The sequence below is a fragment of the Streptomyces sp. NPDC033136 genome (assembly GCF_055578235.1).
The window spans coordinates 303813-328052 of the sequence record NZ_JBVIPD010000008.1 but is presented as its reverse complement, the minus strand read 5'-3'; the positions used below and the strand labels follow the sequence as shown (position 1 = coordinate 328052).

21 protein-coding genes and 2 pseudogenes are annotated in these 24240 nt (G+C 68.9%); 11 read left to right on the top strand and 12 right to left on the bottom strand.

The genetic code is table 11. From position 1 onward, the window contains the following. Positions 1–64: 64 nt before the first annotated feature. The 3 genes and pseudogenes from ACZ5TL_RS18350 (at position 65) to ACZ5TL_RS18340 (ending at position 4817) form a co-directional block, all read left to right on the top strand. Positions 65–1038, top strand: a pseudogene (locus ACZ5TL_RS18350) (LytR C-terminal domain-containing protein). A 217-nt stretch (positions 1039–1255) separates the two neighbouring features. Then, positions 1256–2998 carry an LCP family protein gene (locus ACZ5TL_RS18345; protein WP_468590878.1) on the top strand — a complete coding sequence of 581 codons (1743 nt, stop codon included), beginning with the start codon at positions 1256–1258 and terminating at the stop codon, positions 2996–2998. A gap of 91 nt (positions 2999–3089) precedes the next feature. Further along, complete coding sequence (locus ACZ5TL_RS18340) at positions 3090–4817, top strand: LCP family protein (protein WP_468590876.1); 1728 nt, start codon at positions 3090–3092, stop codon at positions 4815–4817. A gap of 58 nt (positions 4818–4875) precedes the next feature. Here the strand turns inward: ACZ5TL_RS18340 and ACZ5TL_RS18335 are convergent, their stop codons facing one another. Continuing rightward, positions 4876–5919, bottom strand: coding sequence for a glycosyltransferase family 2 protein (locus tag ACZ5TL_RS18335; protein WP_468590875.1), 1044 nt, complete (start codon positions 5917–5919; stop codon positions 4876–4878). A 127-nt stretch (positions 5920–6046) separates the two neighbouring features. Between ACZ5TL_RS18335 and ACZ5TL_RS18330 the strand changes: the two genes are divergently transcribed. Next, positions 6047–7534 carry an LCP family protein gene (locus tag ACZ5TL_RS18330; protein ID WP_468590874.1) on the top strand — a complete coding sequence of 496 codons (1488 nt, stop codon included), beginning with the start codon at positions 6047–6049 and terminating at the stop codon, positions 7532–7534. Positions 7535–7656: 122 nt separating this feature from the next. Continuing rightward, a complete protein-coding gene (locus ACZ5TL_RS18325) occupies positions 7657–8022 on the top strand; it encodes a four-helix bundle copper-binding protein (RefSeq protein ID WP_468590872.1) in 366 nt (121 codons plus the stop codon). A gap of 63 nt (positions 8023–8085) precedes the next feature. On the opposite strand, the gene ACZ5TL_RS18320 is transcribed toward ACZ5TL_RS18325, so the two are convergent. After that, complete coding sequence (locus ACZ5TL_RS18320; RefSeq protein ID WP_468590870.1) at positions 8086–9387, bottom strand: LCP family protein; 1302 nt, start codon at positions 9385–9387, stop codon at positions 8086–8088. A gap of 225 nt (positions 9388–9612) precedes the next feature. Here ACZ5TL_RS18320 and ACZ5TL_RS18315 point away from each other — a divergent pair, with 225 nt between their 5' ends. Beyond that, a complete protein-coding gene (locus tag ACZ5TL_RS18315; RefSeq protein WP_468590869.1) occupies positions 9613–10170 on the top strand; it encodes an acyl-CoA thioesterase in 558 nt (185 codons plus the stop codon). Between the two features lie 37 nt (positions 10171–10207). Here the strand turns inward: ACZ5TL_RS18315 and ACZ5TL_RS18310 are convergent, their stop codons facing one another. Then, positions 10208–10651 (bottom strand): ATP-binding protein, encoded by a 444-nt coding sequence (locus ACZ5TL_RS18310; RefSeq protein WP_468590867.1) that lies wholly within the window; start codon positions 10649–10651, stop codon positions 10208–10210. A 235-nt stretch (positions 10652–10886) separates the two neighbouring features. On the opposite strand from ACZ5TL_RS18310, the gene ACZ5TL_RS18305 reads away from it, so the two are divergent. Both ACZ5TL_RS18305 and ACZ5TL_RS18300 read left to right on the top strand, forming a co-directional pair. Next, positions 10887–11738: a helix-turn-helix domain-containing protein gene (locus tag ACZ5TL_RS18305; RefSeq protein ID WP_468590865.1), complete on the top strand. Its 852-nt coding sequence runs from the start codon at positions 10887–10889 to the stop codon at positions 11736–11738. An 11-nt stretch (positions 11739–11749) separates the two neighbouring features. Next, positions 11750–11932: a DUF397 domain-containing protein gene (locus ACZ5TL_RS18300; protein WP_468590864.1), complete on the top strand. Its 183-nt coding sequence runs from the start codon at positions 11750–11752 to the stop codon at positions 11930–11932. Between the two features lies 1 nt (position 11933). On the opposite strand, the gene ACZ5TL_RS18295 is transcribed toward ACZ5TL_RS18300, so the two are convergent. The 6 genes from ACZ5TL_RS18295 to ACZ5TL_RS18270 form a co-directional block, all read right to left on the bottom strand. Further along, on the bottom strand, positions 11934–14153 hold the full coding sequence (locus ACZ5TL_RS18295; RefSeq protein WP_468590862.1) for a PH domain-containing protein: 2220 nt from the start codon (positions 14151–14153) through the stop codon (positions 11934–11936). A gap of 287 nt (positions 14154–14440) precedes the next feature. Next, a complete protein-coding gene (locus ACZ5TL_RS18290) occupies positions 14441–14752 on the bottom strand; it encodes a hypothetical protein (protein WP_468590861.1) in 312 nt (103 codons plus the stop codon). 161 nt (positions 14753–14913) lie between these two features. After that, positions 14914–15246 (bottom strand): hypothetical protein, encoded by a 333-nt coding sequence (locus ACZ5TL_RS18285; RefSeq protein ID WP_468590859.1) that lies wholly within the window; start codon positions 15244–15246, stop codon positions 14914–14916. Between the two features lie 395 nt (positions 15247–15641). Next, positions 15642–16049, bottom strand: coding sequence for a hypothetical protein (locus ACZ5TL_RS18280; protein WP_468590857.1), 408 nt, complete (start codon positions 16047–16049; stop codon positions 15642–15644). A 382-nt stretch (positions 16050–16431) separates the two neighbouring features. After that, positions 16432–17010, bottom strand: a complete 579-nt coding sequence (locus ACZ5TL_RS18275; RefSeq protein ID WP_468590855.1) for a PH domain-containing protein — start codon at positions 17008–17010, stop codon at positions 16432–16434. A 382-nt stretch (positions 17011–17392) separates the two neighbouring features. Beyond that, positions 17393–18550, bottom strand: coding sequence for an acyl-CoA dehydrogenase family protein (locus ACZ5TL_RS18270; protein ID WP_468590854.1), 1158 nt, complete (start codon positions 18548–18550; stop codon positions 17393–17395). A gap of 187 nt (positions 18551–18737) precedes the next feature. Between ACZ5TL_RS18270 and ACZ5TL_RS18265 the strand changes: the two genes are divergently transcribed. Next, positions 18738–20081 carry a UDP-glucose dehydrogenase family protein gene (locus ACZ5TL_RS18265; RefSeq protein ID WP_468590853.1) on the top strand — a complete coding sequence of 448 codons (1344 nt, stop codon included), beginning with the start codon at positions 18738–18740 and terminating at the stop codon, positions 20079–20081. A 103-nt stretch (positions 20082–20184) separates the two neighbouring features. Here ACZ5TL_RS18265 and ACZ5TL_RS18260 read toward each other — a convergent pair whose 3' ends face one another. Further along, positions 20185–20691: a CGNR zinc finger domain-containing protein gene (locus tag ACZ5TL_RS18260; protein WP_468590852.1), complete on the bottom strand. Its 507-nt coding sequence runs from the start codon at positions 20689–20691 to the stop codon at positions 20185–20187. A gap of 156 nt (positions 20692–20847) precedes the next feature. On the opposite strand from ACZ5TL_RS18260, the gene ACZ5TL_RS18255 reads away from it, so the two are divergent. Continuing rightward, complete coding sequence (locus ACZ5TL_RS18255) at positions 20848–21219, top strand: VOC family protein (protein WP_468590851.1); 372 nt, start codon at positions 20848–20850, stop codon at positions 21217–21219. 201 nt (positions 21220–21420) lie between these two features. Here ACZ5TL_RS18255 and ACZ5TL_RS18250 read toward each other — a convergent pair whose 3' ends face one another. Continuing rightward, positions 21421–22554: a dipeptidase gene (locus tag ACZ5TL_RS18250; protein WP_468590850.1), complete on the bottom strand. Its 1134-nt coding sequence runs from the start codon at positions 22552–22554 to the stop codon at positions 21421–21423. A 266-nt stretch (positions 22555–22820) separates the two neighbouring features. On the opposite strand from ACZ5TL_RS18250, the pseudogene ACZ5TL_RS18245 reads away from it, so the two are divergent. Beyond that, a pseudogene (locus ACZ5TL_RS18245) lies at positions 22821–23111 on the top strand (alkene reductase); the annotation flags it as partial. Here ACZ5TL_RS18245 and ACZ5TL_RS18240 read toward each other — a convergent pair. Beyond that, positions 23051–24238: a dipeptidase gene (locus ACZ5TL_RS18240; RefSeq protein ID WP_468590848.1), complete on the bottom strand. Its 1188-nt coding sequence runs from the start codon at positions 24236–24238 to the stop codon at positions 23051–23053. The pseudogene ACZ5TL_RS18245 and the gene ACZ5TL_RS18240 overlap by 61 nt on opposite strands. Between the last annotated feature and the right edge of the window lie 2 nt (positions 24239–24240).

The following is a 24240-nucleotide window of genomic DNA, read 5'->3' as shown; positions in this document are numbered from 1 at the left end:
AGGGCGTACGGCGGGCCGTGTCCTATGACGCGCGGGACGCGCGCGGGGTGGGGAAGCGGGAGAGATGGCGCAGAGCAGCAGTGTGTACGGGGAGGGAACACGACCCGGTGCGGTGCCACGCGGCCCGGCCCCGGACGGAGACGGCCCGGGCGGGTCCGCCGGTGCCGCGGGCTCCGGGGGCCGGCCGCCGCGCCGCGGCGGGCGCCGCGTCCTGCGCTGGTCGGCGACCGCCCTCTCCCTGCTGATCCTCACGACGGCCGGCGCCGGCTGGCTCTACTACGAGCACCTGAACGGCAACCTCGAGAAGGGCCGGCGCAGCAGCGGTGACTCCAAGGCGAGGAAGGCCGAGCCGAACGCGGCCGGGCAGACGCCCCTGAACATCCTGCTGATCGGTTCCGACAGCCGGAACAGCTGAAGACGGTCCCGACGGACCGCATCACCATGACGACGCTGCCCACGGCCGCGGACCCCGAGGACGCCAACCACCTGATCCCGGCCGGTGCCGACGCCGACCGGATATGGGAGATGCTCCGCGACGACGTGCCCTTCGACGGCAAGGGCACGACACCGGGCGCGCAGCGCAAGGAGCCCGCGGCGCGGTCCTCCGGGGATGCCGCCGCGGCGGACGGCGAGATCGGCGTCCTGGTACGGAACGCCACGCGCTCCGGCACCCTCGGCCCGGTCGACGGGCGGGCGGGCGCCATCGCGCGGACACTCGTCGGCAAGGGCTTCACGAAGGCCGCCGCGGACACCTCCGGTGCACTGTCCGAGGAGCGGACCGTGGTGCGCTACCCGAGCGCCGAGCTGGCGGGCGACGCCCAGCGGGTCGCCAAGTCCCTAGGCATCCCGGTGGGTTCGGTGAGGCGATCCACCGACGTCTCGGGCGTCACGGTCGTCGTGGGCGCCGACTGGCGTACGGGTACGGCGTATCCGAAGCCGCCGAAGCCGCGGGCCGGGGATCTGCTCGGCGACGCGGACGCGCTCAACGGCTCGGACGCCGGCACGTGCATGGACGTGTACGCGCCCTACCGCTGGTAGCGGCCGAAGCGTCACGCGCGCACGGGCCCCTCGGACCTCGGTTCACGGACTTGGGATGGATTGCCCCCATGTAGGGATGTTGAATTTGTCATTCAGTGCACACTGGCGTTCAACTGGGCGGATAGTGTGAGCGATCCAGTGCTTCTGTGATGACAAGTACCCGTGCGCGTCCAGGGGGAGAGGGCGCCGCGTGCCCCGACGGAGGAAACAGACAACCGTGGACGCGCAACGCCGTGGGCGGGGGGATCAGATGGACCCCGCAGACCAGTGGGTACTCAATCCGAAGACCGGCGAATACGAACTGCGACTGACTCCCTCCGGACCGCAGTCACCGGCTCCCGGAACACGCAGGGGCCCGGGCGGCGCTACGCCCGCTCCCCGCACGGCGGCCTCCCGGACGGCGGCTCCCCGTGGCGGCCGGACCCGTACCGACCTTCCGTCGCAGCGCCGGCGGCGCGGTGCGCCCGAGGAGCCGCCTCCGGGGCGGCGCGGTGGGCGCCGGCAGGTGCAGCGGAAGCCGGCGAAGGCGAAGAAGGGGCTGAAGTGGACCGGCGCCACGATGGCGTTCGCGCTGGTGGGAGTCGCCGCGGCCGGCTACCTCTACGTCCGGCACCTGGAGGGCAACGTCTCGACGACCGACGTGGGCAGCGCCGGTGCCAGCAACTTCAGCAAGGACGACGCCTTCAGCATCCTCATCCTCGGCACGGACAAGCGCACCGGTGAGGGCAACGAGGGCTACGGCGACAAGGGCAGCTCCGGGCACGCCGACACCACGATCCTGCTGCACGTCGCGAAGGACCGCTCGAACGCGACCGCGCTCAGCATCCCCCGGGACCTGATCGTGAACATCCCGGACTGCCCGACGAAGCTGGAGGACGGCTCGGAGAAGATCGTCCCGGGCCTGCGGGGCGCCCGCTTCAACCGGAGCCTCGGGGAGAGCGGCCGGGACCCGGGCTGCACGATGCGCACGGTGAAGGAGAACACCGGCATCCAGGTCGACCACTTCATGATGGCCGACTTCAACGCGGTGAAGACCCTGACGACGGCGGTGGGCGGCGTCGACGTGTGCGTGGAGAAGGCGGTCAACGACAAGCAGTCCAAACTCGTCCTGCCCGCGGGCGAGTCGACGGTCGAGGGCGAGCAGGCCCTCGCCTTCGTCCGGACCCGCAAGAGCTTCGGCAACAGCGGGGACCTCGACCGGATCAAGGTGCAGCAGCAGTTCCTGGGCTCGCTGATGCGCAAGATGGCCTCCGGCGACACCCTCACCAGCCCCTCCAAGCTGCTGAAGCTGGCCGAGGCCGCGACCGAGGCGCTGACCGTGGACACGGCCATCGGCAAGGTCGGCACGCTCAAGGACGTCGCGCTGGAACTGAAGAAGGTGCCGACGAAGAACATCACGTTCGCGACCGTCCCCGTGAAGGACAACCCCGCGGAGACGGTGAAGGCGACGGTCGTCCTCGACGAGTCGCGTGCTCCCCAGGTCTTCGACATGATCGCGAACGACGTCTCGTTCACCGAGGTCAAGCAGCAGGAGAAGAAGGAGAAGGACGCCGAGGCCGCGCGGCTGAAGGGCTCCAAGGCCGACGCCTCCGAGGTGCGGGTGCGGATCCTGAACGGCGGTGCCGTCGCCGGCAGCGCGCAGAAGACCCTCCAGTACCTCCAGGTCGAGGAGGGCGTGACGAAGTCCGAGAACGGGGGCAACGCACCCGCCGCCCTGGCGAAGACCACCCTCGAGTACGCCCCCGACCAGGCCGCCCAGGCCCGCCGCCTCGCCGCCATCATGGGCCTGTCCGGGGCCGCGCTGAAGCCCGGCGAGAGCGTGACCAACTCCCAGGGCGTTCCGGCGATGACCCTCACCCTCGGCAGGGACTTCAAGGGCGCCGGTGTGAAGCTCAGCGCCCCGGCCAAGGCGCCGGACGTGGAGAAGTCCACGGCTGACAAGGTCACCTGCGCGAGTTGACCCGCTGAGGGCAACTGACAGGCCCGTCGTGCGTCTAACAGGGGGCAGGGCGGGCTGTTGCATGCGCCGGGAGGCGGAGAGGACCGGGGAAGTGACGCAGAGCGGTGTGCGGGAGGACGGAACACGACGGGGGGTCCTCGAACCGGGTGCGGACGAGACCGCGCACGACGCCCGGCACGAAACCGGGACGGACGGGGAGGAGCCGACGACGGCCGCGCGGCCGTCCGCCGACGACGGCGGGCCGACGGGGCCGGGCGGTGACGACGACGGCCCGGCCGGAAAACGGAACAGCGGAGCCGGAGACGGCGGCGAGGCGGGAGACCTGCGTCGCGGCGGCCGGCCCCCGCGCCCGCGGCGGGCGCTGAAGTGGGCCGCCGCCGTGCTGTCCGTGCTGATACTCGGGACCGCCGGCGCGGGTTACCTCTACTACCGGCACCTCAACGGCAACATCAAGAAGGACGCCCTCAACCTCGGCGACAACAAGGTCGCCGCTCCGACGCCGAACGCCGCAGGGCAGACCCCGTTGAACATCCTGCTCATCGGCTCCGACGCGCGGGACACCGAGGAGAACCAGAAACTCGGCGGTGCCCGCGAGACCTTCGGCGCCAAGCCCCTCGCGGACGTGCAGATGCTGCTGCACCTGTCCGCCGACCGCACCAACATGTCGGTCATCAGCATGCCCCGCGACACCCTGGTGAAGATTCCCAAGTGCACCGACCCGGACGACGGGAAGGTCTACCCGGCGACCCAGGGCCGGACGATGACCAACCAGAGCCTCGGCCACGGCGGCCCCGGCTGCGCCGTCGCCACCTGGCAGGAACTCACCGGCATCCACATCGACCACTTCATCATGGTCGACTTCGCCGGGGTCGTGTCGATGGCCGACGCCGTCGGCGGTGTCCCCGTGTGCGTGGACGCCAACATCCACTCCCGCACCTCCGACGGCAAGGGCTCCGGCCTGAAACTGGAGAAGGGCACCTCCTACATCCAGGGCGAGCAGGCCCTGCAGTGGCTGCGCACCCGCTACGGCTTCGAGGACGGCAGCGACCTCGCCCGCGCCAAGGCCCAGCACATGTACCTGAACGCGATGGTCCGCCAGTTGCGCGACAACGCCACCCTGAGCAGCCCGAACAAGCTGCGCAGACTCGCCGAGGACGCCACCCGGGCCATGACCGTCGACCCCGGCCTCGACACCGTCAAGAAGCTCTACGACCTCAGCAACGAGCTGCGCAAGGTCGAGCCGAGGCGCATCACCATGACCACCATGCCCAACCGGTACGTGGGCGCCCGGGTCGAGCCCACCGAGGACGCCGAGCAGCTCTTCCGGCTGGTGCGGGAGGACATCGCCCTGGACGGCCGGGACACGGCGAAGAAGGCCGAGGAGGAAGCCTCCACCGACCCGGCCGCGGCCGACGACGCGATCGCCGTCCAGGTCCGCAACGGCACCCGTACCGACACCCTGGCCCCGGCCGGCGGGCGCGCGAGCACGGTGGCCGGCCTGCTGACGGAGCGGGGCTTCACCCAGGCCGTCGCCGACACAAACGGCTCCTGGAGCGAGGACAGAACCGTCGTCCGCTACCCGAGCGCCGACCTGGAGGGCGACGCCCAGCGCGTCGCCGAGGCCCTCGGGATCCCGCGGGGTTCGGTGAAGCGGTCGACCGACGTCTCCGGCGTCACTCTCGTCGTCGGCGCGGACTGGCGTACCGGCACGGACTACGAGGCGCCCGAGCGGGACGACAAGACCCCCGAGTCGGCCGAGGCGCTCAACGGCGCGGACGACAAGGCCTGCATGAAGGTGAACCCGGCGTTCACCTGGTGACGCGAACGGGCCCCTCCTCAGAGGGGCCCGCACAGCAACGGCGTACGCGCGGCGTACGTCAGCCGGTGGCCGCGTCGGCGTCCGCGCGGACCGCGGGGCGCCGGGAGGCGATGACCTTCTTCGCCAGCGACCTCGGACTGGTCAGGAAGCCCCAGCCCCACGACATGTGCATCGTGGCCAGCGCCACGGGAATCCGCAGCCGCGCCTTCAGCGGCAGCCCCTTGCCCGCCGGGACCGAGCCGAGCAGGATCGCCGCGAGGTAACCACCGGGCACCACGAAGCCCCACGGCGTCAGCAGCGCCCCCACGACGGCACCCGCCGCGATCGCGCACACGGCGGTCGGCGGGGCGAGGTAGCGCAGGTTGATCGAGCCCTCGTGGTAGCGGGCGACGACGTGGCGCCAGCGGCCGTAGTCCTTGTACTGCTTGGCGAGCGCCCGCACGCTCGGCCGCGGCCGGTACGACACCCTCAGCTCGGGCGAGAACCAGATGAGGCCCCCGGCCTCCCTGATCCGGAAGTTCAGCTCCCAGTCCTGGGCGCGGATGAACTCCACGTTGTAGCCGCCCTGCCGCTCCAGCGCCTCGCGCCGGAACACGCCCAGGTAGACCGTCTCGGCCGGGCCCGCCTGCCCACCCGTGTGGAAGGCGGCGTTGCCGACCCCGATCTTCGAGGTCATCGCGGCGGCGACCGCGTGCTCCCAGTCGTTCTCGCCCTCGGCGTGCATGATGCCGCCGACGTTCTGCGCGCCGGTCTCCTCCAGGAGCCGTACGGCGGTGGCGATGTAGTTCGGCGAGAGCATGCCGTGGCCGTCGACGCGGACGACGATCGGGTGCCGGGAGGCGCTGATCGCGGCGTTCAGCGCGGCCGGCGTACGGCCGGTGGGGTTGGGGACGGTGTGCACACGCGTGTCTTCTGCCACGAGCTCGGCGGCGATCTCGTCCGTGCGGTCCGTGGACGGACCGAGGGCGATCACGACCTCCATCTCGCCGGCGTACTCCTGCGCGAGGATCGCTTGGACTGCTCCCCGCAGATGCCGCTCCTCGTTGAGGACGGGCATGATCACGGAAACGGCGGGGAGCCGCACGTCGGGATTGGCGTTCATAGGGGGCTCACGTTACCGCGAACGGGGGACACCGGTGCGCGCCGCCGGGGCGGTGGCGCGGGCCGCAGATCGTATCGGCCTACGGTGTCACGGATCCCACGTACGGCCGTCGTCCGGAGGTGTCCCCATGCCCACGCCGCCGCGGTCCCCTCGGTCCACCGCCGCTCCCCAGCGCCGTCCGCAGCCCCCCGCCCCCCGCCGGGCTCCACGCCGCCCCGCACCACCCGCACGGCGTGGCCGACCGCGCTGGGGCATGCGGGCGGTCACCACCTTCTCCGTGGTGGTCCTCGCCTCCGCCGGCATCGGGCACGCGGTGGTGACCAGCCTGGACGCGGACATCGCCCGGGTCGACCCCTTCAAGGACATGAAGAACCGGCCCCAGGCGGGCCACGGCATGAACGTCCTGCTGGTCGGCACCGACGGCCGCGAGAAGATCAGCGAGGAGGAGCGGCGCAAGTACCGGCTCGGCGGCGCCCCCTGCCACTGCACCGACACCATGATGATCGTGCACATCTCACAGGACCGGAAGCGGGCGAGCGTGGTGAGCCTGCCGCGCGACTCCTACGCCGTCATGCCCGCGCACGTCGACCGTACGACGGGCGAACGGCACGGCGAGCACCCCGTCAGACTGAACGCGGCGTACGCCGAGGGCGGGCCGCAGCTGACCGTACGCACGGTCGAGAACATGACGAAGGTGAAGATCGACCACTACCTGGAGGTCGACTTCACCAGCTTCATGAGGACGGTCGACGTGGTCGGGGGCGTACCGATCTGCACCCCGGTCCCGCTGAAGGACAGCCACACCGGCCTGAACCTCCCGGCCGGCCGGCACACGCTCGCGGGCGGGCAGGCCCTCCAGTACGTACGCGCCCGCCATGTCGACGGGGCGTCCGACCTCGGCCGGATGAAACGGCAGCAGCGCTTCATGGCCGCGCTCGTGGAACGGATCACCTCCTCCGGAATGCTCCTCAACCCGATGAAGTTCCGGGACGTGACGCGGGCGGTGCTCGGCTCGGTGCGGGCCGACAAGGGCTTCGGCACGGACCAGATGCTGGACCTGGGGCGGGCCATGCGGAACTTCTCCCCCTCCTCCTCCGAGTTCACGACCGTCCCGATCGGGCGGATGGGACACGCCGTGAAGGGCGTCGGCTCGACCCTGAAGTGGGACCCCGTCAAGGCGGAGCAGCTCTTCCACGCCCTGCGCCAGGACCAACCGCTGTCCGTGCACCGGCCGCGCGACGCGGCCCGGATCGTCACGGTCGCCCCGCAGCAGATCCGCGTCCAGGTGGAGAACGGCACCCGGACCCCCGGCCTCGGCCGCCGCGTGGACGCGGCCCTGGCCTCGACCGGCTTCCGCACCACCAAGGCCCCGGTGAACGCCCCCGCCCGCGACGTGAAGCGCACGGTCGTCGCCTACGACCCCCGCTGGGACCGCTCGGCCAAGTCCCTCGCGGCGGCCCTGCCGGGCAGCGAACTCCGGGTGGTCAAGGGCCTGGGCGCCACCCTGAAGGTCATCGCGGGCCCGGACTTCGAACGCGTACGGAAGGTGCGGGCCGAGGACCCGGGGAAGGGCGAGTTCGGGGTGGTGCGGGGGGACGAGGTGGCGTGCTCGTAGGGGCCGCGACGCACGCATGGCGGATTCCTTCCTTCCGCCCCGTGGCGGCCCGGGCCGCACAGGCGTAGGACGGAGGGCACGGGGTCCGACCCCCGGCCCCCGCCGTCCCCCGGGAGGAAGTCATGACCCAGCAGCCCGCCACCATGACCCCGCTGAGCAAGGAGATGCAGGACTGTGTCCAGGCGTGCATGACCTGCCACAGCGTGTGCGAGGAGACCATGAGCTCCTGCCTGCAGATGGGCGGCACCGCCCAGATGCAGATCATGCGCGCGGTCATGGACTGCGCCGAGATGACGCGCATGTGCGCCGACATGATGATGCGCCGCTCGCCGCTGTCGGCCGAGATGTGCGCGATGTGCGCCCGCGCCTGTGACATGTGCGCGGAGGCGTGTATGTCCATGCCGGACGACGAGCAGATGATGCGCTGCGCCGAGGCGTGTCGCCGCTGCGCCGAGATGTGCCGCTCGATGTCGGCCGCCACGATGTGAGGACCGCCTCACAGCAGTCGTCGGGGGCACCCCCTGTGGGTGCCCCCGACGCGTGCCGGTGCTTCAGTTGCCCGAGACGGTGACCGTCTCGTCGTTCTTCAGCTGGCTCACCAGCGTCTTCAGCTTCGCGGTGTCCCACTGGAGGTTGCCGTTCGGGGAGCTGCCCGAGATCGGCATGTTCATGGACTTGCCGTCGCCGCCGCTGACGCCCTTCATCGCCCAGAACATCGACGCCAGGTCGAACAGGCCCATGTCCTCGTCGACCACCAGGGAGTCCAGGCCCGCGCCCATGGTCGGGTACAGCCTGAACGGGTTGAGGATCGTGCTCGGGGTGGCGACCTGGTTGGCCAGGGCCGACAGGAACTTCTGCTGGTTCTTCGTACGGTCCAGGTCGGAGCCCTCGAGCGCGTAGCGGGTGCGGACGAAGGCGAGGGCCTGCTCGCCGTTGAGGGTCTGCTTGCCCTTCTTGAGGTCCGCGCCCGACTTGGTGTCCTTGATGTCCTTCGGGATGTCCATCTCGACGCCGCCGACCGCGTCCACGATGTTCGCGAAGCCGCCGAAGCCGATCTCCACGTAGTGGTCGATGTGCAGTCCGGTGTTGGCCTCGACGGTGCGGACCAGCAGCTCCGGGCCGTCCTCCGCGTACGCCGCGTTCAGCTTCACCTGGCGGCCCGCGGCCGGGTAGAGCTTGCCGGAGTCGGAGCCCTTGTACGACGGGATCGTGACGTTCGAGTCACGCGGCAGGGAGATCAGCGTCGGGCCGTTGCCTCCGGTGTGCAGGATCATCATCGAGTCGGTGCGCTTGCCCTCGGCGGACCCGGTGCGCAGCCTCTTCCTGTCCTCGGCCGAAAGGCCCGCGCGGCTGTCGGAGCCGACGATCAGGTAGTTCGTGCCCTCGCCCGCCTCCGGTCTGTCGATGACCTTCGACAGGTCGACGTCGCGGTTGAGCTTGGAGTCGGCCCAGAAGTACGTGCCGACGCTCGTCACGACCAGCACCGTCGCGACCATGATGGCCGTCACCTTGATACGGCGGCGCCAGTTCGGCGCGGGACGCGGCTCGTACATGCCGTCGCCCGGACCGCCGGGGCCTCTGCCGCCGGGGGAACCGTAGACCTGGCCGGTGTTGTAGCCGCTGTCGTAGCTGTCGCCGGGGCCGTAGCCGCCGCCGTCGACGTACGAAGGCTGCTGCGGTACTCCGCTGCTGTACGGCGGGGCGCCTCCGTAGCCGGCCTGCCCGGGCGACGCCGCCGGACCGCGGCGGACCTGCCGCATGACACGGGCGCTCTCGGGCTGTGCGCTCGCGCTTCCGTGTCCGTAGCGGTTGCCGCGGTTGTCGTCGGACCATCCCTCGGGCCAATTGTTCATGCGCTCAGTGTGCAGGTCCCCGTAGTGGGCCATACAAGAGTCGTCGGAAAATCAGAGCACGGCTGTGGCGAAGCTGACACAAAATCCCCCCATACCGCCTCGGCATAAGGGGTCGTTTCACTATGAGCGTCCGATCAGGTCGCGTGGTCTGGTGCCGTGCATCGCCGCGTTGCCAGGCCGCGCGACCCGGACGGGTGTAGTGAAAGGGCCCCTAAGGTGGGGGCCATGACAGACCAGGCCCCAGCTGCGGATTCCGGCACTACGGGAATCCCGGGCAAGCCGACTTCGGCGTCCCGCACCACCCTCAGCCACATCATGACCCACAACGACACGAACCTTCTGGGGACGGTGCACGGCGGGGTCATCATGAAGCTGGTCGACGACGCGGCCGGGGCCGTGGCCGGGCGGCACTCCGGCGGGCCGGCCGTCACCGCCTCCATGGACGAGATGGTCTTCCTGGAGCCGGTCCGCGTCGGTGACCTTGTCCACGTCAAGGCCCAGGTCAACTGGACCGGCCGCACCTCCATGGAGGTCGGCGTCCGCGTCCTGGCCGAACGCTGGAACGAGTCCACCCCGCCCACGCAGGTCGGCTCGGCGTACCTGGTCTTCGCGGCGGTGGACGCCGACGGCAAGCCGCGCCCGGTGCCGCCGGTGCTCCCGGAAGCCGAGAAGGACAAGCGGCGCTACCAGGAAGCGCAGATCCGCCGCACCCACCGCCTGGCCCGCCGCCGGGCGATCATGGAGCTGCGGGAGAAGCGGGCGGCGGAGGGGTTCGGGGACTGATCCGAGGGCCGAGGACCGAGGGCTGATCCCAGGCGCCTCACCCGCCCACTTCGAACCACAGCAGCTTCCCGGCCCCGCGGTCCAGCAGGCCGTCACCGAGGGGCCAGCCACCCCAGCGGTCGGCGTACTCCTGCACCAGGCGCAGGCCGCGCCCGCCGTCCGACTCCGTCGGAGCAGCCGGAACCCGGTCCCAGGGCGGCTGGCCGAAGGGCGCGGGGATGCCCGGATGACTGTCCCAGACACCGACCCGCAGACGCCCGCCGGCCAGCGCGGTCAGGCGGAGGGACGCGGGGCCGTCCGTGTGCCGGTAGGCATTCGTCACCAGCTCGGAGGTCAACAGCTCGACGGCGTCGAGCACTTCGGGTCTGCCGTGGCTGTCGAGCACCGAACGTACGGTCATGCGTGCGACCCGTGCCGCGCGGGGGTCGTGGGGCAGCCGGAGGGCGTACACCCAGGTGTCCGACGGGGATACGGTGCGCATGGGGACCTCCGGAAGTGTCGCGTGGAAGGGGTTGCGAACTCGCTCAACGGCCGCGCCTGGCGGTGGCAGTGCCTGGGGTGGTGCGCTTCCGGCTTATGGGCGGGGGAGTTGAGTGAATGCACGAGCAACGTAACGCAGGGACTGGAAGGTATTCCATCGAATCTGCGAAGATCTACCAGCGATCATCCGTGTGGGTGACGCCGCCCACCCGCATGCAGGGGAGAGACGACTCGACATGCCGCCCGCCTCCACCACGACCTTGCGGCAGCAGCGCCTTGGCGCCGAGCTACGCAAACTCCGCGAGCGCGCGGGACTGACGTCGACCGCGGCCGCCGCGCTGCTGGGCGCCCCGCAGGCCCGAATCAGCAACATCGAGGCCGGACGGTACGCCGTAAGCGCCGATCGCGTGCGAACGCTGGCACGCAACTACAGCTGTGCCGACGATGCATACGTGGATGCCCTGGCCGGTATGACCGGCACCCGCAGGCGGGGCTGGTGGGAGGAGTATCGAGACAACCTCCCCTCGGGCCTCCTCGACCTGGCGGAACTCGAACACCACGCAACGGCGATGCGCGTAGCAGTCACCGTTCACATGCCGGGGCTGCTGCAAACCTCGGAGCACGCCCGCGCCACCATGCGGGAAGCCGTTCCGCCTCTACGTCCGTACGAGATCGAGCACCGCGTCTCGTACCGCGTGAAGCGCCAGGCCATCCTGTTCGAGGACGCCCCGACCCCCTACCGGGCCATCGTGCACGAGGCGGCACTGCGTATGGGCTTCGGCGGCCCGGATATTGCCCGTGCCCAGCTCCGCTACCTGCTGGAGGCGAGCGAGCAGCCCACCATCACGCTGCTGGTGCTGCCCTTCGGCCAGACAGGCTTCCCCACCTCAGGTCAGCCCATCACGTACGCGACCGGCGATGTCCCACAGCTCGACACCGTCGTCCTGGACACCGACCACGGTTGTGAATTCCTTGACGCAGAGGCTCAGTTGAACCGTTACCACTCCGTACTGGACCGGATGGAGTCATGTGCCCTTTCCGAATCCGAGTCCCGTGACCTCATCCATCGCATCACCACAGAACTCTGAGGAAACCCGCCATGCCTGAACTCACCTGGCAGAAGTCCACATACAGCGCCGAAGCCGCCAACTGCCTCGAGATAGCCACCACCTCGACCACCGTCCACATCCGCGACTCCAAGAACCCGGACGGCTCTCACCTCACCCTCCGGGCCACCGCCTGGAGGGAGTTCCTCTCGACCGCGTGGAGTCGGGACGCTTGAACTAGGAGTCACCCACGAGTCGGCAGAGATAGCTCCGGTCCTCTGCGCTTTCAGTGCGGACCTCCCGCAACCCCTGAAGTGGCCACAGCGACTGCCCTTCGATCCACGGTACGACCGTAGGCTCCTCGTCGAGCCAGCCCCGCAGGTCGGCCGTGCCGACCGGGTCGGGCAGCCCCTGCCACGGTCGCTTGGCCGGGCCGGGAGGGAGGACGGTGAGCACGGCGTCAGGCAGGGCATCCGGTCCTGCATGGCCAGGGAACAGGACCAGCACAGGCATTCCGTCGTGGGGGTCGTGCACAAGAACGTACGGCCTCAGTACGGGGACGGGGGCCCGGGCCGCCCGCACAAGTCTGCGAACGGTGGCGAGCCCATAGGACTTGGCTCGCCAGCCCGACGCGACCATCGCTACGCATCCGGCCACCATGACAAAGAGCAGACCGACATCCGCCTCACCTCCGAACCGCCACCAGAGGAACGCTGCGAGACCTCCGCCCGCTCCCGTGAACACCCCGCCCAGATGGGATATCCGCCACAAGGTCCGCACCCGCCACCAGGGCAGGGAACGCACGTCGGCTTCACGCCGCCTGGTGGACTCCGACGGCGGCCAAGCCCTACGACGCGCCAGCTCCGCCCACGCCGCGTACGAGAGATCTGTGAGTTCCCGCGCGTCAACCGCACTGTCCTTGGTCAGCTCCACACGCGGGACGTTGCCTCCTGCCGCATTCCCGGACTCGCTCCCGCGCCAGGTGGCACGCCGCTCAGTCACACGTCGGGCGATACGAATACCGCCCCCGATCCCGGAACCGGCCAGGCCCAGAAGCCCGACGAGAAGCAACCCGTCGTTGACTGCGTTGGCGGGCGTGCCCTCCAGATCCGCGTTGTACAGATCGCCCTTCCAAGGCCCGTACGAGACGACGAATCCCGTCTCCCAGTCGCTCAGGATCGGGTCCCTGCCGGGATCACATCGGAACGGCCCATGGCGCTCCGCACCACTCCATGGATCGCGCCAGGTCACGGAGCAGTTCCCCTGCGCGCCTTCCTCGACGACCGTCAGGTCCACCTGGGGATCCCGCTCCGCCGCCATGGATCCGGCGATCCCCAGGCCCATGACCAAGGCGGCAAGGAGCCCGACCCACCGGAAGAGCGGTCGGCGGCGAGGTGGAGTGGCGATCGCTTCCCTCGCCGGCGAGTTCGCCTGCGGCTGCCGGGGCGCAGCCCACTTCAACAGCCCCAAGGACACGGCTCTTCGCACGTCGCCTTCTCGTCGGCGCCCTCTACGAGTCGGCCGCACCCACGCCAGGATCTCCCCACTCGGCTGTGCGACGACTCCACCCCGGCGGGGATCCCCACACCACCAGAGCACCCCGGAGCCCCCCGGCACAACGAGGTGGTAGCGCTGCCGAACGGCGACCACGGTCAGTGCCAGGAAGTCGCTGCTGCCGGGTACGCGCAGCACGAGGCGAGGTGCTCCCGTTCCCACCGGCAGTGCGATAGCGGAGCAGGCGATCCATGGCCCGCCCGACAGGGTGTTCCCCATACGCGCGGCGATACGGACGGAGCCGACTCCGATGACCGCGATGCCCAGGCCGCCTCCCCCCGCCCACACGGCCACCGTGCCGGACCACTCGCCACTCACCGTTTCCCCGCTCACTCCGGCCACCGCGACGCCCGCCACAAGGCCAAGCCCCACGCCCAGCAGGCGCCATGCACGCCGCCGGTAGTCGGCCAAGGCAGCACGCGTGCCACCGTAGGCGAGAGCGGCTGTCGACACACGGGCAGAGCGAGTCCAATACTCACGAATCAGATTGAATTTTCCTTCAAAAGCGCTGTCATGCCTCCGGGTGGCAAATGCGCCAGGTATCGCAAGCGGCCGCCCGTGCGAGCGAACGATGCGCAAGTCCCAGCACTCTCCACTTCGCGCCTGATGACGCCGCTTCTCAATATCGACAATCTCGACCCACGGAATCGACCGGCGGCTGAAGAAAGTGCGGAATGCGATCCGATCCGACGTAAGGAGACTTCGACCGTACCCTCGGTTAACCATATAGACGACCGAGAGCAGCCAGCACACGGCAACAGAAAATACCCACCAGAACTTTTCACCCGTCGCAGTAAGTGCCACCGCGACTTCCAATCCGCCGAAAATCGCCGTCAAATACCCGGTCCACCACCAGTTCTTGCGCCGGGCAGCGACATCGAAGGCAATCCAAGTGTCAGGCATGCACGGATTCTACAGCCACTGTTCCCTGCAACCCCGAGCTCCACGATTAGGATCCCTCAAGCCAGGGACGCCGCCGGGTGTCAGCGAATTCAACACTCCATGATCATCGATCCGTTCCTGCACGTTTCTATCTGCCGACCCATCACCACCACGGCTGAATCGATACTCTATGATCACGGGAAAGCCGCAGGTTGGGGGGCGACCTGGTCCCACACTCTCAGTGTGCAGTGAACGCCATCCAAAGTGCACCCGCACCTATTGTTAGCGCGAAGAGAATCAAGGCTGCGTCAGCGTACCTGCGCCACGTCCAGGACACCTGCACGGCCGCCTGTTCTCCGTCTGGAGTCCGGGCGAGTGAGAGCCACTCGCGGATGGTCTGCTTTGTTTTGCCGCTCGTGCCCCTGAAATGATTCCATTAGAGACCCGGCGAATGCGGTCACGTAGACGTTCGAAATCCTGCCCAGGATGCGCAGTCTCAGCTCTTTGTGCAGATAGATTCTGAGATTCCCGTTGTTGTCGACTTCGACGTCACGGGTCGCGTTTTCCGGGATTTGCAGGTTCGAAAGATGGTATTCCTTGCCATCCTTGCCGGAGCCCATGCGCCATTGTTACCGAGGATATCGCAATAGGGAGGACGATTCCCAGACCAGCGAGGAGCACCCAGGCAAGTATCAACATGCCGGGACGTTTAAGTACAACGTCAATTTTGGTATCCGTCATTACTTTTGCCAGCATACCGAGAGACCTAGCCGTCTCCTCGTCAACGCAATGCCGCGTATGCCAGCATGCAGCCACCGGCTGCCAGCACCATGAATTCGGCTACAGCATCCGCTACAATACGACGCCGCACAGGGCCGTCTGCTCCTTCCATGCGCCGCCCCTTCTTCTGGGCTTTCTTCAACTCTCGAGCCGCCCTTTCCGAAGCCTTGAAGATGCGGTCGAGCAGCGAGCCGGAATATCCCACAGCGAGATACCCTTCCCCCTCATCATTTGGAGTGTAATCCTTGGGGAAAATGATCAGACTACCGGATGGATTGGTCTCAATTTTCTGGATCGCGAAATAAGGAAATTCGTAACTGAAGATGGGATTCACGACAATGAGTGAGGCGTCGGTAAGATGGATCCTGCTGCGCATTGTTCGATATGCCATGGATCCGACGCCAAGGCAGACCGCTGCCCCGAACATTGGGCCTGCCTCACCGCTGGAGATTGCAGCGGAAGCGGGGAAAAGAGCTCCTCCCCCGAACAAAATCAGGACCAGCACAGCCAGCACCCTGAAGGACCGGCGGCGAAGTACGCGTCCACCAGCGGCCCGTCCGTATTTCATCAGGCTGACGTCCGTTCTTCTTGCTCGTGCTCGTGGGGGCGTACACCCCTACGAGCCCAATTCCATCCGCACAATAGATGATGCATGCCCCCCACAAGCCAAACCATCCCAAACCGAACCTGGGCGGCTTGACGAAAGACATTGAGGCACCCCCCGGGCACTCAGTCACCGACGAACATCGAGCCAACGACAGACGCCAAGGCCACGAGAGCCAAAAGTTCGAAAACCGGATCACGCACGATGCCGCGTACCACAGCAGAATCAGACGCATAGGCGCTGCGTGCTTTTTTCTTGGCCCTATTTATTTCTTTTGCAGATTTCTCTGCTGTGCGGAAATGCCGGTCGACGATTGACCCAGCGAAGCCGATTGAGTGAATCTCGGAATCTTCCTCGGGGACTCCTCGGATGTAAATCGCCAACCCGCGCCCGAGCCCTCCTTCCACTTTATGAAGTTGACCATAAGGCACTTCATGCCAAAACAGGCAGTTAACGACCGTGATCCCTGTAGACGTCACATGCACACGTGATCTTGCGAACATATAAGTGACGGCTCCCACGACGAGAATCATGGCCGCTCCGCGCAGCGCGATAGGATCCGGTCCGGAGATCCCATCGACTGCGGCGTACGATGCCACACCCGCATACGCGAACGGCATGATCCATGACGCCAAACAAAAAGACCTTCTCCAAAGAACGGTGCCAGAAGTGATACGCCTGTAACGTCTCATGCCACCTACTTTCCATTGGTGGGTGGCAGCGACGGGTGGAGAGTCGCTGCCACCCGTCTTCGCCCACCGGAAGAGGGGCCGGCGGCGAGGTGGAGTGGTGATCACTTCTCTCGTCGCCGAGATGGGCCTCGCGTGGCTCCTCCTGGATGGCGACTTCCCCCACCACACCCCGCCACCCGCTCAGCCAGCCATCCTCCAGACAACTCGACCACGCCGATCGAGGTCATGACACATGAAGGATGTACTTCAGAATTCCATAACACAATGCATGCAGCACCATAATTATCAGTGGAACTTGCAGCGAGAGAGAAAATTTTTCCTGCATCCTCTCGCCTTCGAGCGACTCTTCAGAGCTCAGGAAAGGCTGAATTACGCGCCTGATCCGCTTAGCTGACGGGTAGCCTCCGAACTGCCCGATGAGTGAATTACCGACCACGCATCCTCTGAGTTCGGATCCGTCTTTGAGTTCAAATACCAGCCCACCATTCGTCCGCACCCTGGCAATGCAGCAATAAGGAACCACAGTCTCAGTAATCCAATTTCGCACCTTAACCGAGTCACTCGATAGCGTCACGCGGGGGCGAACAGTCAATACCCAAGCCAGCCATGTGGTCGCAGTACTGATTAGCCCGCCCACGATTGACCTGTTGAGTAGCGGTTCACCTGAGTTTCCCTGACTTGTTGCGATAAATACCCCCACCCCGGACATCGCAATAGATGCGGCCAGTCCGAAATAGCGGACCTTGCTGTAGAATTCATTGCCCTTTTGCGTGACGGCGGTGAAGTTCTTCACCTTCTTCATCACCCGCTCCCGTAGACCGTAGGTGGACCTGCGGCCGGTACTTCACCGCATGGTTCACCCGCAGCGACAACGCCCTGTGGGCCTACACCAAGCTGGGCAGCAACGGAGCCGGAGCCATGAGCAAGATCAGCGATGGCTGGACCGGCTACCAGACCATCAGCTGAGCACTCCCCCACGCGGCCTCCCCCACACCAGCACAAGTGAGGGAGGCCCTGCGGCGCCCGCGCCGCTTGACCTCTCCGGCGGGAACAGCGTCTCCCGGTGCTCGGCCGGGATCGCGGACATACTCCCGACCGGGATCAACTCCCAGCAGGTCTCCCACACAAGAGTCTGGCCCCGCCGCCCACGCGGCGGGGCCAGAACCCCGAGATCTTCATGAGTCTTATGGAAGGTTCCTGGCCATCACGATGCGCTGCACCTGGTTCGTGCCCTCGTAGATCTGCGTGATCTTGGCGTCGCGCATCATGCGCTCCACCGGGTAGTCGCGGGTGTAGCCGTACCCGCCGAGGAGCTGGACCGCGTCCGTCGTGACCTCCATCGCCACGTCCGAGGCGAAGCACTTGGCGGCGGCGCCCAGGTAGGTGAGGTCGGCGTCGACGCGCTGGGAGGCGGCGGCGGCCTGGTAGGTCAGGGCGCGGGCGGCCGAGATCTTCATGGCCATGTCGGCGAGCATGAACTGGATGCCCTGGAAGTCGGCGATCGGCTTGCCGAACTGCTTGCGCTCCTGGACGTAGCCCTTGGCGTAGTCGAGGGCGCCCTGGGCGATGCCGAGGGCCTGGGCGGCGATGGTGATGCGGGTGTGGTCGAGGGTCTTCATCGCCGTGGCGAAGCCGGTGCCCTCGTCGCCGATCATGCGGTCGGCGGGGATGCGGACGTTGTCGAGGTAGACCTCGCGGGTCGGGGAGCCCTTGATGCCGAGCTTCTTCTCGGGAGCGCCGAAGGAGACGCCCTCGTCGGACTTCTCGACGACGAAGGCGGAGATGCCCTTGGAGCGCTTGGCCGGGTCGGTGACCGCCATCACCGTGTAGTACTCGGACTCGCCGGCGTTGGTGATCCAGCGCTTCACGCCGTTGAGGACGTAGTGGTCGCCGTCGCGGACGGCCTTCGTCTTCATGCCGGCGGCGTCGGAGCCGGCGTCCGGCTCGGACAGGCAGTAGGAGAACATGCCGTCGCCCTTGGCGAGCGCGGCCATGTACTTCTTCTTCAGCTCCTCGGAGCCGGAGAGGATCACCGGGAGCGAGCCCAGCTTGTTCACCGCGGGGATGAGGGAGGACGAGGCGCAGGCGCGCGCGACCTCCTCGATCACTATGACGGTGGCGAGCGCGTCGGCGCCCGACCCGCCGTACTCCTCGGGTACGTGCACGGCGTGCAGGTCGCTTGCGACCAGCGCCTCGAGCGCCTCCTGCGGGAAGCGGGCTTCCTCGTCCACCGCGGCGGCGTACGGCGCGATCTTCGCCTCGGCCAGGGAGCGGACGGCGTCACGGAGCATGTCGTGCTCCTCGGACGGGCGGTACAGGTCGAAGTCAGCCGATCCGGCCAAGGTCTCTCACGCTCCAAAACGCTGCGATGGTGACGCTAACTACCGTTAAGTAATCAAAAGTTTATGGGGTCGCCACGCGCGTGGATACGTGAGCTAGGCGACAGCGGAAAGTTGCCCGGTGAAGGGCGCTGCCATGCCCCGGCTATGCTCGGGCGCGCACCGCATGCCGTAGACCTCTGGAGCACCCATGGCCTTGAAGATCACCGTGATCGGCACCGGTTATCTCGGCGCGACACACGCGGCGGCCATGGCCGAACTGGGCTTCGAGGTGCTCGCTCTCGACGTCGTGCCCGAGAAGATCGAGAAGCTGGAGCGGGGCGAGGCCCCGATGTACGAGCCGGGGCTCGACGAGCTGCTGCGCAGGCACGTCGCCGGTTTCGAGGGCACCAGCGGGCGGCTGCGCTTCACCCAGGACTGGGCCGAGGTCGGCGCCTTCGGCGACGTGCACTTCGTCTGCGTGAACACCCCGCAGCGGCACGGTGAGTACGCCTGCGACATGTCGTACGTCGACTCCGCGATCGCCTCGCTCGCCCCGCATCTGCACGGTCCGGCCCTGGTCGTGGGCAAGTCGACCGTGCCGGTGGGCTCCGCGGACCGTCTCGCCACGTACCTGGCCGCGCACGCGCCGGCCGGGGAGGACGCCGAGCTGGCCTGGAACCCGGAGTTCCTGCGCGAGGGCTTCGCGGTCGACGACACGCTGCACCCCGACCGGATCGTGGTGGGGGTGCGCAGCGAGCGCGCCGAGAAGCTGCTGCGGGAGGTGTACGCGACGCCGATCTCCGAGGGCTCGCCGTTCGTGGTGACCGACTTCCCGACGTCCGAGCTGGTGAAGACCTCCGCGAACTCCTTCCTCGCGACGAAGATCTCCTTCATCAACGCCATGGCGGAGGTGTGCGAGGCCGCCGGCGGTGACGTCGCCAAGCTCGCCGAGGCGATCGGCTACGACGACCGGATCGGCAAGAAGTTCCTGCGGGCCGGGATCGGCTTCGGCGGCGGCTGTCTGCCGAAGGACATCCGGGCGTTCATGGCGCGCGCGGGTGAGCTGGGCGCGGACCAGGCGCTGACCTTCCTGCGGGAGATCGACTCCATCAACATGCGCCAGCGCGGGCAGATGGTGGAGCTGACCCGGCAGGCGCTGGGCGGCGGGCCGTTCCTGGGCAAGCGGGTGGCGGTGCTGGGCGCGACCTTCAAGCCGGACTCGGACGACGTACGGGACTCCCCCGCGCTGAACGTCGCCGGGCAGATCCACCTCCAGGGCGGCCAGGTCACGGTCTACGACCCCAAGGGCATGGACAACGCCCGCCGCGTCTTCCCGACCCTCGGCTACGCCGACTCGGCGCTGGACGCCGTGCGGGGTGCCGACATCGTGCTGCATCTGACGGAGTGGCGGGAGTTCCGCGAGCTGGACGAGGAGGCGCTCGGCGAGGTCGCGGCGGCCCGGGTCATCCTCGACGGCCGCAACGCCCTCGACCCGGAGCGCTGGCGCAAGGCGGGCTGGACGTACCGGGCGATGGGGCGCCCCAAGGCCTGAGCGCAAGACGTACGCGACAGGTGACGCCGGTTCGGCCGAGGCTCAGTCGGCCGAACCGGCGTCTTCGTGCATTCTGCACCACCGGGCCGGGGCTCGGGGTGCCCTACGCCTCCTTGGCCCGGTACCGGCGCATCTTCGCCCTGGCTCCGCACACCTGCATCGAGCACCAGCGGCCGCGGCCGGCCGGGCTGCGGTCGTAGTAGGCCCAGTGGCAGTCGGGGGCTTCGCAGGCCTTGAGGCGGGTCCAGGTGCCGGCGATCAGGGACTCGGCGACGGCGGCGGCCACGCGGGCGTGGAGGGAGTGGTCGCCGGCGGGGGTCAGGGCGGCCGAGCCGTCCGCCGCGTCGACCGTGACGACCAGGGGGGCGGCGGCCAGGAGGTCGCCGAGCGCGGACACCTCGCGGTGCGGCGGATGGCCGGCGTGGGCGAGGAGGGTCGCGCGCAGGGATTCGCGCAGGGCGCGAACCCGGTCCGTCTCCTCGAGGGTGATCCCGAGACGCGCCCGGCCCTCAGGCGTGTCCAGCGCGTCCGCGCCGGACTCGATGTCCAGTGTGTTCACCAGGGCCTCGATCAGGGCCAGGCCGCCTGGCGCGGGCGATCTCTCCGTCATGGCTGGACCGTACCTCTCGCGGCCTCTCGCGGTTTCCCTTGCGAGGTTACCTCCAATGCGGAAGCATGCAGTAACGGTTACCGGTTACACGCATCATGTAGGTAACGCACTCCGTGGGTAACGACCACGGGTAACAGCCACTTCAAGGAGGAAGTCATGGCTCTCGCCAAGCTGGGTGTCGTCGTCCTGGACTGTCCGGACCCACGGGCACTGGCGGGCTTCTACGCCGAGGTGCTCGGCGGCACACCGACGGTGGAGACCGACGGCGAGGACACGTGGGTCGACCTGAAGGTGCCGGGCGGACCGGCGCTGGCGTTCCAGGCGGCTCCGGGTTACGTACCGCCGCGGTGGCCCGCGCCCGAGCACTCGCAGCAGTTCCACCTCGACCTGGACGTGGAGGACCTGGACGCGGCCGAGAAGGGCGTGCTGGCGCTCGGCGCGAAGCCGCTGGACGCCGAGGACCGCAAGCGGAGCTTCAGGGTTTACGCCGACCCGGCCGGGCACCCGTTCTGCCTCTGCGCCTGCTGACACCGGGAGGCCCCATGTCCGCCGTGGCACGTTTCCGTTCCTGATCCGGCGGACCCGGCGGGCGTGGTACGGGCCGACGGCCGACGCGGCGGGCCCGGCCGAACCGTTGGAAGCGCCGGCGCCGGCCGTGCGAGGGCGCGCGCCCATCCGAGGCGCCGGGCGGCACGCCGGCCGGGCCCGCGTGCCGCCCGGCGCGTCACCTCACCCGTCCAGCTCCGAGATCGTCGCTGTCGACGGCTCGCGCCGCTGCTGTGCCGCGCGGGCCGTGAAGTCGGCGCCGCGCAGGATGCGCTGGACGTTGCCCCAGGTCAGCAGGGCCACGTCGGCCTCCTCCCAACCACGTCGCAGCAGCTCGGCCACCAGCCTCGGGTAGCAGGAGGTGTCGCCGAGTTCCTGCGGGTGCGCGGAGCCGGTGTCGTACGTGCCCGACAGGCCGACACTCTGGGCTCCGGCCACGGCCCGGATGTGGTCGAGGTGGTCGGCGACGTCGCGGACGGTGGGGCCGGTCTGCTCGGCCGTCAGCGGCACCAGGCACAGCCCCTTGGCCGCGCCCAGTTCCGCCAGCAGGTCGTCGGGGAGGTTGACCGGGTGGGGGCGGATGGCCCGGGCGGCGGAGCGGGTGCACAGCACGGGCGTGCGGGAGAGGGACAGCACGCGGCGGATGGTCTGCGCGGACGTACCGGAGAGGTCCGCGACCACGCCGAGCCGGTTCATCTCGCGCACGACCTCCTCGCCGAACCGGGTCAGCCCGGCCTCGCTCGCCCAGGACACCCCGGTCAGGGTCAGGACGCGCAGGCCCAGCAGGTGCAGCTGGCGCAGGATGCCGAGGGAGTCGCCCAGGGCCGGGGCTCCGGCGGGGCCGAGGAGCACGGCGACCCGGCCGCAGTTGCGCGCGTCCGCGACCTGCCCGGCCGTACCGGCCAGCCGCAGTCCCTCGCCGCAGGTCCGGGCGACGGTCCTCGCCAGGTCCAGCTGCTCCAGGGTGGCGCCGACGGCCCGGTCGCCGTCGAGGCCCTCGGGCAGGTGCAACGACCAGAACAGCGCGCCCACATGGCCGCCGCGCAGCCGGGGCACGTCCGTGTCGACGGTGCTCTCGCCCTCCTCCAGGTCGTACCAGGACAGCCTCTTGAGCGCCCAGGGCAGGCCGTTGTAGCCGTCGGCGACGGGGTGCGCGGCGAGGATGGCGTGGGCCCGGGTCATGGGCGCGTCGTCCGGGTCGGAGACGGGCTCGTAGGCCTCCGCCGTGACGACGGTCTCCTCGGGGTACGGGTCGGTCAGGCCGTCGACCTCGCCGGCCGCGGCGGTGGAGCGCAGGTCGTCCTGGAGATCTGCCATGGCGACTCCCGTACGGTCGTTCGTGAGGTACGGTCACCGTCGCACGGAGCGGTGGGCGGTTCCTGGTGGGAAGGGCGTTCGGAGTACACCCTCGCGGGCGCGCGCTCTCAGGGCGGCCGGGCCGCCTCGATCACCTCGTCCAGGGATGTCGCGGGAGCGCACCAGGTCGGCGATCATGCGGGCGATGCTGGGGATCCGGTCAATGCGGGCGCGCTCGGCGGTGAGGTCGGCGACGAGCTTGGGCGTGGCGGCGGCCGGCCGATGTGCTCGTCGCCAACCCGGTGCTGAAAGCGATCTCGACGGACGGTGTGCTCCAGGCGTCCGAGGCCCTGCCGGCCGCCGGGGCCGACCTGGTCGCGCTCGGCCGGCCCTTCCTCACCAGCCCCGACCTGGTGGCACGCCTGCGGCTCGGGGCGCCGCTCAACGCGATGCGCGACCGGTACTTCAGGTACGTGGGCGGGGCGGCCGGCCACACCGACTCCCCCGCCCTCGATGCTCAGCCCGCGGCCGGATCCAGCGACTCGATCATGGCGTTGGACGGCGACCGCGTCGCCTGAAGGCCCCGGGCCACGTCCTCCGCCGCGTCCAGCACCCGGACCGCGTTCTTCCAGGTCAGCTTGGCCAGGTCGGCCTTCGACCAGCCGCGGTCGAGCAGTTCGGTGATCAGGTTCGGGTAGCCGGAGACGTCGTCGAGGCCCTCGGGGGTGAAGGCCGTGCCGTCGTAGTCGCCGCCGATGCCGAGGTGGTCGACGCCGGCCGCCTCGCGCATGTGGTCCAGGTGGTCGGCGACCGTGGACACGGTGGCGACCGGGCGCGGGTGCCGCTCCTCGAAGGCGCGGTGGATCTTCATGGCCTCCGCGGTGGTGTCGAGGGGGTGGAAGCCGTGGGCGCGCATGTTCTCGTCGGCCGCGGCGGTCCAGTCGACCGCCGCCTGGAGCACGAACTTCGGCACGAACGTCACCATCGCGATGCCGCCGTTGGCGGGCAGCCGCTCCAGGACGTCGTCCGGGATGTTGCGCGGGTGGTCGCAGACGGACCGGGCGGAGGAGTGCGAGAAGATCACCGGGGCGGTGCTGGTGTCGAGCGCGTCGCGCATGGTGGTCGCCGCCACGTGGGAGAGGTCGGCGAGCATGCCGAGCCGGTTCATCTCCCGTACGACCTCGCGGCCGAAGGCGGTGAGGCCGCCGGCCTTCGGTTCGTCGGTGGCGGAGTCCGCCCAGTCCACGTTGTCGTTGTGGGTGAGCGTGAGGTAGCGCACGCCCAGCCCGTACAGGCCGCGCAGGGTGCCCAGGGAGTTGGCGATGGAGTGGCCGCCCTCGGCGCCCATGAGGGAGGCGATCCGGCCCTCCCGGCGTGCGGCCTCCATGTCGGCGGCCGTCAGCGCGGGCCGGAGGTCCTCGGGGTGGCGGGTCAGCAACTGCCGTACGCAGTCGATCTGTTCGAGCGTGGCCGCGACCGGGTCGGGCGAGTCCGTGCGGACGTACACCGACCAGTACTGGGCACCGACGCCGCCCGCGCGCAGCCGGGGGATGTCGGTGTGCAGGTGGGCGCTCTGGTCGGCGCCGATGTCCCGGGCGTCGAGGTCGTAGCGGACCTGCGCGCGCAGCGCCCAGGGCAGGTCGTTGTGCCCGTCGACGACCGGGAACTCGCTCAGGAGTTCCCGGGTTGCCTCGAGGGAGGTCATCG

What these genes read in the sequence shown, in the direction of transcription:
- ACZ5TL_RS18265 (WP_468590853.1), top strand. Translation starts at nt 18,738, where the DNA reads ATGGCCTTGAAGATCACCGTGATCGGCACCGGTTATCTCGGCGCGACA.
- ACZ5TL_RS18240 (WP_468590848.1), bottom strand. Translation starts at nt 24,238, where the DNA reads ATGACCTCCCTCGAGGCAACCCGGGAACTCCTGAGCGAGTTCCCGGTC.
- ACZ5TL_RS18325 (WP_468590872.1), top strand. Translation starts at nt 7,657, where the DNA reads ATGACCCAGCAGCCCGCCACCATGACCCCGCTGAGCAAGGAGATGCAG.
- ACZ5TL_RS18295 (WP_468590862.1), bottom strand. Translation starts at nt 14,153, where the DNA reads ATGCCTGACACTTGGATTGCCTTCGATGTCGCTGCCCGGCGCAAGAAC.
- ACZ5TL_RS18250 (WP_468590850.1), bottom strand. Translation starts at nt 22,554, where the DNA reads ATGGCAGATCTCCAGGACGACCTGCGCTCCACCGCCGCGGCCGGCGAG.
- ACZ5TL_RS18335 (WP_468590875.1), bottom strand. Translation starts at nt 5,919, where the DNA reads ATGAACGCCAATCCCGACGTGCGGCTCCCCGCCGTTTCCGTGATCATG.
- ACZ5TL_RS18260 (WP_468590852.1), bottom strand. Translation starts at nt 20,691, where the DNA reads ATGACGGAGAGATCGCCCGCGCCAGGCGGCCTGGCCCTGATCGAGGCC.
- ACZ5TL_RS18255 (WP_468590851.1), top strand. Translation starts at nt 20,848, where the DNA reads ATGGCTCTCGCCAAGCTGGGTGTCGTCGTCCTGGACTGTCCGGACCCA.
- ACZ5TL_RS18290 (WP_468590861.1), bottom strand. Translation starts at nt 14,752, where the DNA reads ATGGGCTCCGGCAAGGATGGCAAGGAATACCATCTTTCGAACCTGCAA.
- ACZ5TL_RS18305 (WP_468590865.1), top strand. Translation starts at nt 10,887, where the DNA reads ATGCCGCCCGCCTCCACCACGACCTTGCGGCAGCAGCGCCTTGGCGCC.
- ACZ5TL_RS18330 (WP_468590874.1), top strand. Translation starts at nt 6,047, where the DNA reads ATGCCCACGCCGCCGCGGTCCCCTCGGTCCACCGCCGCTCCCCAGCGC.
- ACZ5TL_RS18275 (WP_468590855.1), bottom strand. Translation starts at nt 17,010, where the DNA reads ATGAAGAAGGTGAAGAACTTCACCGCCGTCACGCAAAAGGGCAATGAA.
- ACZ5TL_RS18310 (WP_468590867.1), bottom strand. Translation starts at nt 10,651, where the DNA reads ATGCGCACCGTATCCCCGTCGGACACCTGGGTGTACGCCCTCCGGCTG.
- ACZ5TL_RS18280 (WP_468590857.1), bottom strand. Translation starts at nt 16,049, where the DNA reads ATGATTCTCGTCGTGGGAGCCGTCACTTATATGTTCGCAAGATCACGT.
- ACZ5TL_RS18320 (WP_468590870.1), bottom strand. Translation starts at nt 9,387, where the DNA reads ATGAACAATTGGCCCGAGGGATGGTCCGACGACAACCGCGGCAACCGC.
- ACZ5TL_RS18300 (WP_468590864.1), top strand. Translation starts at nt 11,750, where the DNA reads ATGCCTGAACTCACCTGGCAGAAGTCCACATACAGCGCCGAAGCCGCC.
- ACZ5TL_RS18315 (WP_468590869.1), top strand. Translation starts at nt 9,613, where the DNA reads ATGACAGACCAGGCCCCAGCTGCGGATTCCGGCACTACGGGAATCCCG.